Annotated in this window: 14 protein-coding genes; 8 read left to right on the forward strand and 6 right to left on the reverse strand. The window is 65.7% G+C overall.

What is annotated here, in order from left to right:
• Positions 1-174: 174 nt before the first annotated feature.
• Positions 175-1,038 carry an SDR family oxidoreductase gene (locus J2X42_RS03330; protein ID WP_310162205.1) on the reverse strand — a complete coding sequence of 288 codons (864 nt, stop codon included), beginning with the start codon at positions 1,036-1,038 and terminating at the stop codon, positions 175-177.
• Positions 1,039-1,160: 122 nt separating this feature from the next.
• Here J2X42_RS03330 and J2X42_RS03335 point away from each other — a divergent pair, with 122 nt between their 5' ends.
• Together J2X42_RS03335 and J2X42_RS03340 are read left to right on the forward strand one after the other, a co-directional pair.
• A complete protein-coding gene (locus J2X42_RS03335) occupies positions 1,161-1,550 on the forward strand; it encodes a helix-turn-helix domain-containing protein (RefSeq protein WP_310162207.1) in 390 nt (129 codons plus the stop codon).
• Positions 1,551-1,749: 199 nt separating this feature from the next.
• Entirely contained in the window at positions 1,750-2,010 is a 261-nt protein-coding gene (locus J2X42_RS03340; protein WP_310162209.1) for a hypothetical protein, read from the forward strand.
• 37 nt (positions 2,011-2,047) lie between these two features.
• On the opposite strand, the gene J2X42_RS03345 is transcribed toward J2X42_RS03340, so the two are convergent.
• Together J2X42_RS03345 and J2X42_RS03350 are read right to left on the reverse strand one after the other, a co-directional pair.
• Entirely contained in the window at positions 2,048-2,797 is a 750-nt protein-coding gene (locus J2X42_RS03345; protein WP_310162212.1) for a 3-hydroxybutyrate dehydrogenase, read from the reverse strand.
• A gap of 59 nt (positions 2,798-2,856) precedes the next feature.
• Positions 2,857-4,239, reverse strand: a complete 1,383-nt coding sequence (locus J2X42_RS03350; RefSeq protein WP_310162214.1) for an MFS transporter — start codon at positions 4,237-4,239, stop codon at positions 2,857-2,859.
• 130 nt (positions 4,240-4,369) lie between these two features.
• Between J2X42_RS03350 and J2X42_RS03355 the strand changes: the two genes are divergently transcribed.
• The gene (locus tag J2X42_RS03355; RefSeq protein WP_310162216.1) at positions 4,370-5,275 is read left to right on the forward strand and encodes a LysR family transcriptional regulator; all 906 of its coding nucleotides are present in this window, start codon (positions 4,370-4,372) and stop codon (positions 5,273-5,275) included.
• Here J2X42_RS03355 and J2X42_RS03360 read toward each other — a convergent pair.
• Positions 5,268-6,179: a fused MFS/spermidine synthase gene (locus J2X42_RS03360; RefSeq protein WP_310162218.1), complete on the reverse strand. Its 912-nt coding sequence runs from the start codon at positions 6,177-6,179 to the stop codon at positions 5,268-5,270. The genes J2X42_RS03355 and J2X42_RS03360 overlap by 8 nt on opposite strands.
• A gap of 70 nt (positions 6,180-6,249) precedes the next feature.
• A complete protein-coding gene (locus J2X42_RS03365) occupies positions 6,250-7,038 on the reverse strand; it encodes a sigma-70 family RNA polymerase sigma factor (RefSeq protein WP_310162219.1) in 789 nt (262 codons plus the stop codon).
• 145 nt (positions 7,039-7,183) lie between these two features.
• Between J2X42_RS03365 and J2X42_RS03370 the strand changes: the two genes are divergently transcribed.
• Complete coding sequence (locus tag J2X42_RS03370; RefSeq protein WP_310162222.1) at positions 7,184-8,221, forward strand: NAD-dependent epimerase/dehydratase family protein; 1,038 nt, start codon at positions 7,184-7,186, stop codon at positions 8,219-8,221.
• A gap of 24 nt (positions 8,222-8,245) precedes the next feature.
• Here the strand turns inward: J2X42_RS03370 and J2X42_RS03375 are convergent, their stop codons facing one another.
• The gene (locus tag J2X42_RS03375) at positions 8,246-8,869 is read right to left on the reverse strand and encodes a hypothetical protein (protein ID WP_310162224.1); all 624 of its coding nucleotides are present in this window, start codon (positions 8,867-8,869) and stop codon (positions 8,246-8,248) included.
• 187 nt (positions 8,870-9,056) lie between these two features.
• Between J2X42_RS03375 and J2X42_RS03380 the strand changes: the two genes are divergently transcribed.
• From J2X42_RS03380 to J2X42_RS03395, 4 genes are all read left to right on the forward strand, one after another.
• The gene (locus tag J2X42_RS03380) at positions 9,057-10,097 is read left to right on the forward strand and encodes a hypothetical protein (RefSeq protein ID WP_310162227.1); all 1,041 of its coding nucleotides are present in this window, start codon (positions 9,057-9,059) and stop codon (positions 10,095-10,097) included.
• Positions 10,097-10,528, forward strand: coding sequence for a phage holin family protein (locus J2X42_RS03385; RefSeq protein ID WP_310162230.1), 432 nt, complete (start codon positions 10,097-10,099; stop codon positions 10,526-10,528). The genes J2X42_RS03380 and J2X42_RS03385 overlap by 1 nt, the downstream gene beginning before the upstream one ends.
• Complete coding sequence (locus J2X42_RS03390; protein WP_310162233.1) at positions 10,525-11,133, forward strand: DUF3618 domain-containing protein; 609 nt, start codon at positions 10,525-10,527, stop codon at positions 11,131-11,133. Before J2X42_RS03385 ends, J2X42_RS03390 begins: the two co-directional genes overlap by 4 nt.
• Before the next feature lie 91 nt (positions 11,134-11,224).
• Positions 11,225-12,304: a YihY/virulence factor BrkB family protein gene (locus J2X42_RS03395; RefSeq protein ID WP_310162234.1), complete on the forward strand. Its 1,080-nt coding sequence runs from the start codon at positions 11,225-11,227 to the stop codon at positions 12,302-12,304.
• Positions 12,305-12,432: the final 128 nt, after the last annotated feature.

Consider the following 12,432-nt stretch of genomic DNA (forward strand, 5'->3'; position numbering starts at 1 on the left):
GTAACTGCCCACACCGCTTACCAAACAACCGTTCAGGAACCCCTGGCCGCCTAACCAACAACAACGAGAACTGTCTCAAAAACTTGACGAGCGCACTCTCTCACTTTCTTGAGGAAAGTGAGAGAGCGATGGCCGAAAAGCCGCATTAAGTGAGAGAGCGTCGGGGGTGGTGCGTCAGGCGGCGGCGACGGCGGACCGCACTGCGTCCGGCATCGGCGTCGTGGGCCGGCCGATCAGGGTGCGGAGGTCGGAGCCGCTGACCAGGAGGTCGCCGCGGGCGATGCCGAGGTCAGAATCGGCCAGAATCTCGGCGAACGGCTGCGGAACCCCGAATCCGGCCAGCAGCCCGGCGTACTCCTCGGCCGGAAGGTCCTGGTACGCCACCGGCTTGCTGGCTGCGGTGCTGATTTCCTGCGCCAGTTCCGCGAGCGTGAAGGCGTGGTCCCCGCCGAGTTCGTAGATCCTGCCGGCCTGGTTGTCGGCAACCAGAACGGCTGCGGCGGCCTCGGCATAGTCGGCGCGGGAAGCGGCGCTGACTTTGCCCTCGCCGGCACTTCCTGCCAGGGCGCCCTGGGCCAGCGTTCCCGGCAGTTGGTCCGTGTAGTTTTCGAGGTACCAGCCGTTGCGGAGGATGGCGAACGGGACGCCGGAGTCCTTCAGGATGGCCTCGGTTGCCTGGTGTTCGGCGGCCAGTTTCATGGTGGTGGTGTCGGCGTTGGCGATGCTGGTGTACGCGACGAGCTCCACACCTTCAGCCTTGGCAGCCTCAATCACCGTGCGGTGCTGGTCAACGCGCTGGCCAACCTCGCTCCCGGAGATGAGCAGGACTTTGCTGGCGCCCTGCAACGCCTTCGCCACGGACGCCGGGTCCGAATAGTCCATCGGCTTGATCTGGACACCGCGGGTGCCGAAATCGGCCAGCTTTTCGAGGGAACGGCCGGTGGCCACGATCTGCGCTGCCGGAACGTTGCGCTGCAGCAGTGCCTCGACGACGTGGCGGCCAAGCTGTCCGGTGGCTCCGGTAATGACGATGCTCATGGGGTGTTTCCTTTCACCGTTTGTATGGGGTCACTATCCACAACCAGCAGGCCGGGCGATTACTTCCTGGAAGAGAGTACGCACTTAAAAGTAAGGTACTGACCTTTTGGTAAGATATGGCCATGGAAGCGAAAACACTGCGCATCCCGCAGTTGGCCCACCTGCCCGCGGACTCTGCCGACGGCGTATTCCAGGCCGGGTGCCCCAGCCGGACGGTCCTGGACCACATCACCAGCAAATGGGGAGTGCTCATCCTCGTGGCGCTCTCGGAAGGTGAGCATCGCTGGAGCGATCTGCGGCGGCGGGCCGAAGGCATCAGCGAGAAGATGCTCGCGCAAACCCTGAAGACACTGGAACGTGACGGCCTGGTGCTGCGGAAGGCCCAGCCGGTCATTCCGCCACATGTGGACTACAGCCTGACGGACCGCGGTCATGAACTCACCGCCCTGCTGGTTCCCTTGGTTACCTGGGCGTACGACAACGCCGACGACATTCTCGACGGCCAGCCCTGACGCAAATTCCAGCGCTGAACAGTCCCTAAGTAGTGGGCCTCCGCCAAAACGAGTACTTGTTACTGGTGTGACTGGTGTGAATAGCGCCTAGCGTATGTGTAAGGTGCCCGCCAGGAATAGGAGGACCATCCTCTGCTGGGAGCGTTCCGGCAACCGCACCGCAGTGGGCGGCTCCATGCCGCCTTCAAGGAGTGGTTTGGTGAAAGCACATGTCCCGGACCTGGCCAGCATGGGCCGGCCAGTCAGACTTTCCTCCCTCATCATGATGATCCGTGACCGGATCCTGATGATTCTCGGCCCAAAGTGCCCTTACCGGGTGGGGGATGCCGTGGTGGGGGATGATCCCTATAACGGCCGGCACGAGGGGATCGTCATGACCAGCCGCGGTTCGTCCGTGGAACTGAGCACCGCGACGGGAGTCTTCTTCTACGACCACCGCCACCTGAGGCGGCAGGATTAGCCGTCCCAGGTGGCGGGATATGAAATGGGTCAGTAACCTACCGCGCGGACCAGCCGCCGTCCATGGTGTAGCTGGCCCCGGTGACCATGCCGGCATGATCCGATGCCAGCCAGGCCACCAGTGACGCCACTTCCGCGGGCTCAACCAGCCGTTTGACGGCGGACTCGGTGAGCATGACCTTGGCCAGGACCTCCGACTCCGGGATGCCGTGCACCTGGGCCTGGTCGGCGATCTGCTTCTCCACCAGCGCCGTCCGGACGTAGCCGGGGTTGACGCAGTTGGATGTGACACCGCGCTCCCCGCCCTCAAGCGCCGTCACTTTGCTCAGCCCTTCCAGGCCATGCTTGGCGGAAACGTACGCGCTTTTGAACGGGGAGGCCCGGAGTCCGTGCACGGAGGACAGGTTGATGATGCGGCCGAATCCGTTGGCGTACATGTGCGGCAGGGCGGCCCGGATCAGCAGGAACGGGGCCTCCAGCATGAGGGCGATGATCCGGCGGAACTCTGCAGGATCGAACTCCTCGATGGGGCTGATGCGCTGGATCCCGGCGTTGTTCACCAGGATGTCGCAGTCCAGGCTCAGGGTGGCGAGCGTGTCCACGTCCAGCAGGTCAACGGCCCAGGAAGTGCCGCCTACTTCATCGGCGAGCGCGGCGGCGCCGGCGGAGTCGACGTCGGCAACCACCACCTTCGCCCCGCGGGCAGCGAGCTCCCTGACGCACGCGGCGCCGATCCCGCTGGCACCGCCGGTCACCAGGGCCTTGCGGCCGTTCAAACTGTTTTCCATTGCACTTCCCATCGTCTGCCAGTCAGCCTTCGTGCCCGGTCCTCAGCGTCTCAAGCAGCTCAGCGTGAGCCGGCCGGCAGGAGTCCTTCGCGGGCGGCGTCGGCCTTGTCCACGTCCTCCAGGGCGATGCCCTTGGTTTCCTTCAGGCTCAGCACCGCCACCGTGGTGATGGCACAGGCCACCACCAGGTAGAGGGCGGTGGGAAGCCAGGAGCCGGTGTCCTTGAGCCACTGGGTGGCCAGGAGCGGGGCCAGCGAACCGGCGAAGATGGAGGTCACCTGCGAGCCCAGCGATACACCCGAGTAGCGCATCCGGGTGGGGAACAGCTCGGCCATGATGGCCGGCTGGCCGGCGTACATAAAGGCGTGCAGGCACAGGCCGATGGTCACGGCGGCGACGATCACCACGGCGTTGCGGGTGTCGAACATGGGGAAGGCGAAGAAGGGCCAGGCCGCACCGGCGATGGCGCCGAAGAGGTAGACGGGCTTGCGTCCCAGTTTGTCCACGAGCCGGCCCACCTGCGGGATGACCAGGAAGTGGATGACGTGGGCGATCAGGAGTGCCAGCAGGAGCGAGGACGTGTCGTACTTGTGCACGCTCTTGAGGTAGACAATGGCAAAGCTGACCACCAGGTAGTACATGATGTTCTCCGCGAACCGAAGACCCATGGCCTGCAGGATGCCCTTGGGGTACTTGCGGACAACCTCGAAGACGCCGTAGCTGACGGCCTGCTCCTTCTCCACCAGGGCCTTGGCCTCCAGGAAGATGGGGGCCTCGGTGACGTGGGTGCGGATGTAGTAGCCCACAAACACGATCACCGCGGAAAGCCAGAACGCCACGCGCCAGCCCCAGCCGAGGAACGCCTCGGGGCTCAGGGTGGTGGACATGATGAACAGCACCAGCGTGGCCAGGAGGTTGCCCACCGGCACGGCGGCCTGCGGCCAGCTTGACCAGAATCCGCGCGAGGCGTTGGGGCTGTGTTCGGCGACCAGCAGTACCGCTCCGCCCCATTCACCGCCGAGCGCGAAGCCCTGGATAAAGCGCAGGGCCACGAGAAGCGCCGGGGCAAGGTAGCCGATGTCGGCGAAGCCGGGGAGGCAGCCCATCAGGAAGGTTGCGACGCCCACGATCACGATGGTCAGCTGCAGGGTGGGTTTGCGGCCCAGCTTGTCGCCGATCTGACCGAACACGATGCCACCGAGCGGGCGGGCCACGAAGCCCACGGCATAGGTGAGGAAGGCCTGGATGATGCCGTCCAGCTCGTTTCCGGTGGCGGGGAAGAAGTACTTCCCGAACACCAGGGTTGCTGCGGTGGCGTAGAGGAAGAATTCGTACCATTCCACTACGGTGCCCACCATTGAGGCGGCCACAATCTTTTTCAGTCCGGATCCTTTGGGTGCGGATCCGGCGGCATTGTCTGCCGAGCGTTGTCCTACGCTCATGGGGTTTCTCCTTAGTGTCCACTCTGACACGTGCTGTGATCTCCAGCACTAATGGCTCCACTGAGTATTACTGCACAAACATGCACGTTCAATGGCCAATCCAGCACCACCCATGTGCACAATTGCAGATATGAATGCCAATCCCGACGACCTGCTGGTCCTGCTCGCCGTCTCCCGGTCCGCAAAATTTACGACGGCGGCGCAGGCCCTGGGCCTCAACCACACCACCGTCTCACGCCGGATAGCCTCGCTTGAGAAGGCGCTCGGCGGCCGGGTCCTGGCCAGGGCGGCCGGCGGCTGGGAACTGACGGAGCTCGGCACGGAGGCTGTCCGGGTCGCCGAACAGGTGGAGGCTGCGGTGAGTGCGCTGGGACCGGCGGGCAAGGCACCCGACCCCATTGCCGGCGTCGTGCGCATGACGGCGACTGACGGTTTCAGCGCCTACATTGCGGCCCCGGCCGTGGCCCGGCTGCGGCGCGACCACCCCGGCCTCACCGTGGAGGTGGTGACCATGACCCGGCGGGCACTGCAGCAGCGCTCGGGCCTGGACATCGAAGTGGTGGTGGGCGAACCGCAGGTCCACCGGGCCGAAGCCGTCCGCCTGGGCGACTACATGCTGGGGATGTACGCCTCACGCGCCTACCTCGCCGAGCACGGGACGCCCGCCAGCGTGGCGGAACTGACGGAACATCCGCTGGTCTACTTTGTGGATTCGATGCTGCAGGTGGACGACCTCGATGCACCCCGCCGCTTGGTGCCGGCGATGCGCGACGGGCTCACTTCCACGAACGTTTTTGTCCACGTGGAGGCCACCCGCGCCGGCGCGGGCATCGGCTTCCTGCCGTGCTTTATGGGCGACCTGCACGAGGACCTGGTCCGACTGCTCCCCGGAGACTTCGCCGAGCTGCTCCCCTACTGGATGGTGCTGCGGCCGGATTCGATGCGCCGCCCGGCGGTGGCCGCCGTCGTGCAGGCCCTGCGGGACCAGACGGCGGCGCACCGGGAGGCGCTGCTAGGCCGGGGAAGGGTCAGCTAGCCGGGTCATGGCGCACGGGCGAGCCGGCCGCGAAGGCGCGCACCTGGGCGTCGTTCCAGATATGGGCCGGGACCGCGCCGCCCAGGAGCCTGCGGGCCAGCTGCGGGTCGCCGTCGAGCGGGGTGTCGCTGCCGGCCATCACCATGTTGCCGTAGCGGCGGCCCTTGAGCATGGCCGGGTCAGCGATGATCATGGTGTGCTCGAAGGCGGCGGCGATGGTGGCAGCGTCCTCGCGGGCATTCTTCAAGTCCGGGGCGTCGCCGGAGTTGACCACGTAGATGCCGCCCGGGGCCAGGACACGCCTGATATGGCCGTTGAACTCCGCAGTGGTGAGCGGGCGCGGGGTCAGTGCACCGGCAAAAACATCGCGGATGATGAAGTCGCGGGTGTCCGGCGTGAGTGTCTCGGTGACCTCCCGGGCCTCCCCCACGCGGAGCCGCAGCAGCGGTGCCTTGGGGAGGTCGAACCAGCCCCGGACATACTCCGCAAGCTTGCCGTCCAGCTCCACCACCACCTGCCGCGCGTCCGGGTAGGCGGCATGGAAGTAGCGGGCCAGGGAACATGCGCCGCCGCCCAGGTGCAGTCCACGGAGACGGTGCGGTTCGGACGCGCCTTTTCCGGACACCACCGGCCAGCGCGATTCGATCAGCGCAGCCATCCAGCGCATGTACTCAAAATCGAGGAAGAGCGGATCGGCGAGGTCGATGTGCGAACTCATAACGCCGTTAATTTTCAGGAGCCAGCCGTTGGAGTTGTCCTGGTCCGCGATGAGCTCGCAGTCGCCCGTGTCGATGTAGTAGACGCCCTCAACTGGACCCTCCGGCCGGGTTCCCTTGGGCACTTCGATGACCCCCGCCGCCGGACGCTGGCTGTTCCGGCCGCCTGACTTGCCGCGTTTTGCCATTATCCGTGCGCCGCTTCAGTCATGGTTCAACATTAGTTGACGCCGACGGGCAGGACCGGCCCGGCCGAACTTAGCCGTCCGCGTCCCGGAGCACGTGCTGAAGCACAACCAGGAGACGGGCAAGCCGGCGCGACACCTGCATCTGGGACATGCCCAGGCGCTCGCCCAGCTGCACCTGGGTTTCTTCACAGAAGTAGCGCCGGTACAGCAGTTCGCGGTCCGCAGGGGCAAGGTCATGCATCGCCTCCCGCAGGCAGGCCAGGTCCTCCACGCGCTCAATCGGCGAGTCGGGGGTGGCAAGCACCTCGGCGACCGGCAGCGAACCGTCGAAGGGGTTGACGGCGTCAAGTGAGTCCGGGTGCATGCTGCTGGAGGCGCAGATCGCTTCCAGGACGTCGGCGGGGTCCTCCGTGAGCTGGTTCGCGAGTTCGGCGATGCTGGGCGTCCGACCGAGCGCCTGCGCCAGTTCGGGCTCCGCCCGGTACAGGCGGGTGCGGAGGTCCTGGACGTGGCGGGGCGGCCGCACCGCCCAGCCGCGGTCGCGAAGGTACCGCTTCAGTTCTCCGCTGATAGTGGGGGCGGCGTAGGCGGGGAAGCTGCGTCCTTTGGCCTGGTCGAAGCCCTTCGCGGCCTTGACCAGGCCAAGGTATGCGACCTGGTTCAGGTCGGCACGCTCCCTGCCGCGGGCCTCGAAACGGGCAGCCAGCGACTCGGCAAGGTCCAGGTACTCCAGGACGAGATCATGTTCAAAGGCCTCCCGGAGCCGTCCGCCCGCCGAATCCGGCGCGTGGTGGCTGAGCTCCTCCTTTGGCGCAACTGGGGGATGGTCCAAGTCAAAAGCAGGAAGAAAGTCGTGCATTGTCGTGGATTCCTCGGTCTGGGTCCGAAAGCCTGCGGCAAGACTTAGAAGTAGGAAATCATAAGGTTGCTTATTAAACAATGGTTCCGGAGATAGGCGCGGTGTCCTGGTGGCGCAGACGGCCACGCGAAGGGAGAATCCTGCTATGCGAATCGCTATTACCGGAGCAAGCGGAAACGTGGGGACCGCACTCCTGCACAATCTCCAGCGGCAACTCGAATCAAAGCCCGGCTCCCTGGAGCTGGTGGGTATCAGCCGGAGGCTTCCGGACACCTCACGGGCACCGTACCGGGGCGTGGAATGGCGCACCCTGGATGTCGGCGTCGACGCCGACTTCCCGCGGCTCCGGACAGCGCTGGCGGGCGTTGATGCGGTGGTTCACCTGGCCTGGCAACTCCAGCCCAACCGCGACCTTGAACAGTTGCGCCGGACTAATGTCACTGGGACGGCCCATGTCCTGGAAGCGGCCGGGCAATCCGGAGTGGGGCATATTGTCTGCGCGTCCTCGGTGGGCGCATACGGCAAGGCGCCCAAGGACCGGAGGACCGACGAATCCTGGCCGGCCACTGGGATATCCGGCTCGCATTACAGCCGGCACAAGGCCGAGCAGGAAAGCCTGCTTGACCGGTTCGAGGCCGACCATCCGGGCGTCATGGTAGCCCGGCTCCGGCCAGGCCTCACTTTCCAGCGCAACGCGGGGAGCGAAATCGGACAGTACTTCCTGGGCCCGCTGATCCCCAGGCTGCTGCCGAGGCGGCTGAAGATTCCCATCCTGCCGGCCCCGGACGACCTGATATTCCAAGCCGTTCATGCCGACGACGTTGCCGAGGCGTACTGGCGCGTGTTGGACCGCCGCGCATCGGGGGCCTTCAACATCGCCGCCGAACCGGCAATCACGCCGCAGGAGCTGGCCAGGCTCCTGCATGCGCACCGGATCCTGCCCATCCCGATGTCCCTGCTCCGCGGGCTGGCCTGGCTGACGTGGAAACTCCGCATCCAGCCCACGGACGCCGGCTGGATTGACATGGCCGCCGGCGCGCCCGTCATGGATACCGGGCGGGCGCGCAGGCTGCTCGACTGGGAGCCCAAAACGTCGTCCGTCGATGCGATCGCACAACTGCTGGACGGCATGGCAACGGGGGAAGGCGTTACGCCCTCCCCCGTACTGAAGCCACGCGGCTAGATTCGCGGGACTAGCGACGCAGCGCTAGATTCCCGACCGTGGATTCTCGCGGTCGGTGCGGGCGTCCCCGGCGCGGCTTCCCTCAGGGGCCGCATCCCGGGCCGCGGCACCGTCCCCGCGAACCTCAGCGGCGCGCGCCTCATCGGCACGCGCGTCAGTTGTCCGCGCCTCATCGGCACGAACGCCCGCGGCACGGGCGTCATCAGTACGGGCGTCATCAGCGCGGACGTCATCGTTGCGGTCGCCATCGGTGCGTGTGTCGCGGGCGTCCCGGCGCGTCCGTACGTCAGCCTCATGGACCTTGCCGGTCTGCACATCCGGGTCGAGGGCGTCGGCCTTCCTGGTGTGCTCGGCAACGTCGCCGCGCAGTGACTCCGCCTCAGCGGCCCTCTTCTCGGCCTCCTGGCGCAGCCTGGCAGCTTCCACCTGGGCCTGCTCGGCGTCGGCCCTGGCGCGCGTGGCCCGGGCCTCGTTTTCGCGGGCATCCAGTTCAATGTCCTCGGCCTTGCGGCGGATCTCGGCTGCCTTCTCGCGGTGCGACTCGTCCCGCTTCTGCTGGATTGCCTTACGGCGCTGCCCCGTCACCAGAACCAGCACAATCAGCACCACCACAACGATTCCAACTACCACCCAAACCCATGGTTCCACGCCACCCACCTCTTCCTATGTTGTTACGCCGGCCCGGCAGATGCCCACAGAAACTGGCCTTCCGGAACGTGCATAAAGTTATTTACCAAGGGTACTTACTATCTGTTGGTAATCATGCTTACTATTTTACGGCCAGTATCGCTGGTTCTTAATCAACAACCGGCCTTCTTGGAAAGAGAGAGCGAAGATGACAGAGAACCAATGGCCCGCGGACAGCACCAATACGGTACCGCCGGCCAATCCATTGAGCACTGGAGAGCGGAGAGCCACGACGTTCCCCGCCGCCGCGCAGCCCACTTCCCCGGTGGGCACCCCCTATCCGTCGGGCGACGTCAACGGAACCGGGACGTCCCGCACGGACGCCGTGAAAGACGCCGTCAAGGACGAGGCCGGTGACGTTGCCCGCACCGCAAAGGATTCGGCGCAGAACGTAGCTGAGACGGCCAAGACGGAGGCCGCAAATGTGGCTTCCGAGGTCAAGTCCAACGCCAAGGACCTGCTCTCCCAGGCCCGTACCGACCTCACCCACCAGGCCGGCGCCCAGCAGCAGAAGGTTGCCAGCGGGCTTCGGTCCATCTCTGATGAACTGCATGCCATGGCCCGGGCATCCGACCAGCCTGGTGTGGCCAGCGACCTGGTCCGCCAGGCAGCCGACCGGTCCTCCTCAGTGGCATCATGGCTGGACGGGCGCGATCCCGGATCCCTCCTGGACGAAGTAAAGTCCTTTGCCCGGCAGCGTCCGGGCACGTTCCTGCTTCTCGCAGCAGGCGCCGGAGTCCTGGCCGGCAGGCTAGGCCGCAGCCTGAGCGCCGGCGCACCGGAGACGGGCACGACGGCGGCACGCAGCACGGGTGACTACGGCTCCGGCGCAAACGGCTCACCCGGCCAGTACGGCAGCCAGTACGGGAGCAACAGCTACAGCAGTGGCCCGGGCGGTTACACCCCCTCCGGCGGCGCGGTGCCACCGCCCCCTGTCCAGGTTCCCGGGCCGGCCACCACAACGGCAGGGTTCGACGGCGGCTCTCCGGGCTATGCCGGAGAAACCAGTTACGCCGGCACCAGCAGCGCAGCCAGCCCGCTGGACAGCCCGCAACTGGCAGAAGATCCGTGGTCGGGCAACCGGCTCGCCGACGATCCGCTCCGGGACCGGGAGCTCGCCGATGACCCCATGGGCAGCGACCCCCTCACCAGGGACCGGTCCACGGACGGCCAGACTGGCAGGCCGTGATGAGCACGCAGATGCCGGAAACTCCTGCGTCGGCGGCGCATGCGAAGGCGGATAACACCTCGTTGGGTGATCTGCTCGGTGAGGTGACCCGTGACCTGTCCACGCTGATGCGCCAGGAGGTCGAACTCGCCAAGGCCGAACTGAAACAGTCCGCATCCAAAGCCGGCAAGGGCGGCGGCATGCTTGCCGGCGCCGGAGTGGCCGGGCACTTCGTCCTGCTCTTCCTTTCCATCGCGCTCTGGTACGCCCTGGGTGGGCTGATGGGACTGGGCTGGTCCGCCGTCGTCGTCGCCCTGATCTGGGGCATCATCGCCGCGGTCCTGGCCTCCATGGGCCGGAGCGAACTTAAGCAGGTCAAAGGCCTGCCCCAGACAGGCGAAACACTCGCAGAAATCCCCCCAACCCTGAAACCCGGTGAGGTAAAACGATGAGCGACAACCCGGACGCAATCCGTTCAGACATAGAAGCAACCCGAGCCAGGCTCGGCACCAACGTCGACGCCGTGGCCGACAAAGTCACCCCGTCTAACATCGTCCACCGCCAAACCGACAAGGTCAGGGACGCCGTCTTCGGCGTGAAGGAGAAAGTCATGGGAGCAGCCGACCACGCCACAGCCAACATCCACAGCGGCGCGGGCCACACAGGCAACGCAATCGGCGACGCCGTCGGCGACGCCGGCCACGCGATCGGCGAAGCACCGGCCCAGGTCAAGGCCAAAACCCAGGGCAACCCCCTGGCCGCAGGCCTCATCGCCTTCGGCGCCGGAATGCTGCTCTCCTCCCTCATTCCCGCCAGTGAGAAGGAACGCGAGGCAGCCGACGCCCTCAAGACAGCCGCTGAACCGCTGACCACCGAACTGGCCGAAGCCGCGAAGGATGTGGCCCAGGGCCTGAAGGAACCAGCCCAGGAAGCGATGGAAAACGTCAAGGCCACCGCCACCGACGCCGCCGAACACGTCAAAACCGAAGGCCAGTACGCCGCCGCGGACGTGCGCGACAAGGCAACAGACGCCAAGGACCACGTCCAGAACGCCTGACCCCTAAGCAGCAGACAGGCCGGCTCCCGCCTCCCCCGGCGGCGCCGGCCTGTCTGTTTTCAGCTCCGCCTTCAGCGCGGGAGAGGACCCCATGACACCTCATGACGCCCAGGAAACCAGCACCGCCAAGGCAGCCCAGGCCCCGGCACCGGACGATCCCCGGAAGCCGGACAGTCCCACAGACGTCACCAAGCCATCCTGGAAGTACATCGCCAAAAAGACTCTGCGGGAGTTCTCCAAGGACCAATGCCCCGACCTCGCTGCGTCCCTCACCTACTACGCCGTGCTGTCCCTGTTTCCGGCACTCCTGGCCCTCGTTTCGCTGGTGGGGATTTTCGGCGATCCGGAGAAAACGACGGCGGTCCTGCTGGAGATCGTCCGCGGCATCGCTCCCGCTGACACCGTTGATACTGTCAGCGGCCCGGTGGAGGAACTCGCCGCTTCCCCTGCCGCCGGCCTCACCCTTTTCCTCGGCCTGGCAACCGCATTGTGGTCAGCCTCCGGGTATGTGGGCGCGTTCGGCCGGGCCATGAACCGCATCTACGAAGTGGACGAGGGCCGGCCGTTCCTGAAGCTCCGCGGGACCATGCTGGCGGTCACCCTGCTTGCCGTCGTTATCGTCGCCCTTCTCGCCGGCATGCTGGTCCTGAGCGGACCGGTCTCGGAGGCTGTGGGAGGCGCCATCGGCCTGAGCGGAGCCTTCCTCACGGTGTGGAACATCGCCAAGTGGCCAGTGATCGTGGCCCTGGTCATCGTGATCATCGCCGTCCTCTACTACGCCACCCCGAACGTAAAACAGCCCAAGTTCAAGTGGATGAGTATTGGCTCCCTGATTGCCCTGGTCATTTTTGTCCTGGCATCGTTGGGCTTTGCCTTCTATGTGGCCAACTTTGGAAACTACAACAAGACGTACGGGGCGCTGGGCGGCGTGATCGTGATGCTCCTGTGGCTGTGGATCCTGAACATGTCGTTGCTGTTCGGGGCCGAGTTCGACGCCGAGATGGAACGCGGACGACAGCTCCAGGCCGGCATCAAAGCTGAGGAAACAATCCAACTGCCGCCCCGTGACACGAAGAAGAGCGAGAAGCTGCAGAAGCAGGAGGAAGAAGACATCCGGCACGGCCGTGAACTCCGTGAGCGCCACGACAGTGACTCGAATCGGAAGGACTAGGCAGGGTCACCAACTTGGAGGAAAATCAAAACAGGACAGGCCCCATTTAGCTTGCTTGTGTCATTTGGGCACGGGCGTCAGGCGGGGTCGGCGGCGAGTTGGCCTCTTCTGAGACCGAGGCCAGTCCC

Origin of the sequence: Arthrobacter sp. BE255, assembly GCF_031457335.1 — a bacterium.
In the GTDB taxonomy this organism is placed as follows: domain Bacteria; phylum Actinomycetota; class Actinomycetes; order Actinomycetales; family Micrococcaceae; genus Arthrobacter.

What these genes read in the sequence shown, in the direction of transcription:
- J2X42_RS03335 (WP_310162207.1), top strand. Translation starts at nt 1,161, where the DNA reads ATGGAAGCGAAAACACTGCGCATCCCGCAGTTGGCCCACCTGCCCGCG.
- J2X42_RS03370 (WP_310162222.1), top strand. Translation starts at nt 7,184, where the DNA reads ATGCGAATCGCTATTACCGGAGCAAGCGGAAACGTGGGGACCGCACTC.
- J2X42_RS03395 (WP_310162234.1), top strand. Translation starts at nt 11,225, where the DNA reads ATGACACCTCATGACGCCCAGGAAACCAGCACCGCCAAGGCAGCCCAG.
- J2X42_RS03365 (WP_310162219.1), bottom strand. Translation starts at nt 7,038, where the DNA reads ATGCACGACTTTCTTCCTGCTTTTGACTTGGACCATCCCCCAGTTGCG.
- J2X42_RS03360 (WP_310162218.1), bottom strand. Translation starts at nt 6,179, where the DNA reads ATGGCAAAACGCGGCAAGTCAGGCGGCCGGAACAGCCAGCGTCCGGCG.
- J2X42_RS03350 (WP_310162214.1), bottom strand. Translation starts at nt 4,239, where the DNA reads ATGAGCGTAGGACAACGCTCGGCAGACAATGCCGCCGGATCCGCACCC.
- J2X42_RS03345 (WP_310162212.1), bottom strand. Translation starts at nt 2,797, where the DNA reads ATGGAAAACAGTTTGAACGGCCGCAAGGCCCTGGTGACCGGCGGTGCC.
- J2X42_RS03355 (WP_310162216.1), top strand. Translation starts at nt 4,370, where the DNA reads ATGAATGCCAATCCCGACGACCTGCTGGTCCTGCTCGCCGTCTCCCGG.
- J2X42_RS03385 (WP_310162230.1), top strand. Translation starts at nt 10,097, where the DNA reads ATGAGCACGCAGATGCCGGAAACTCCTGCGTCGGCGGCGCATGCGAAG.
- J2X42_RS03330 (WP_310162205.1), bottom strand. Translation starts at nt 1,038, where the DNA reads ATGAGCATCGTCATTACCGGAGCCACCGGACAGCTTGGCCGCCACGTC.
- J2X42_RS03390 (WP_310162233.1), top strand. Translation starts at nt 10,525, where the DNA reads ATGAGCGACAACCCGGACGCAATCCGTTCAGACATAGAAGCAACCCGA.
- J2X42_RS03380 (WP_310162227.1), top strand. Translation starts at nt 9,057, where the DNA reads ATGACAGAGAACCAATGGCCCGCGGACAGCACCAATACGGTACCGCCG.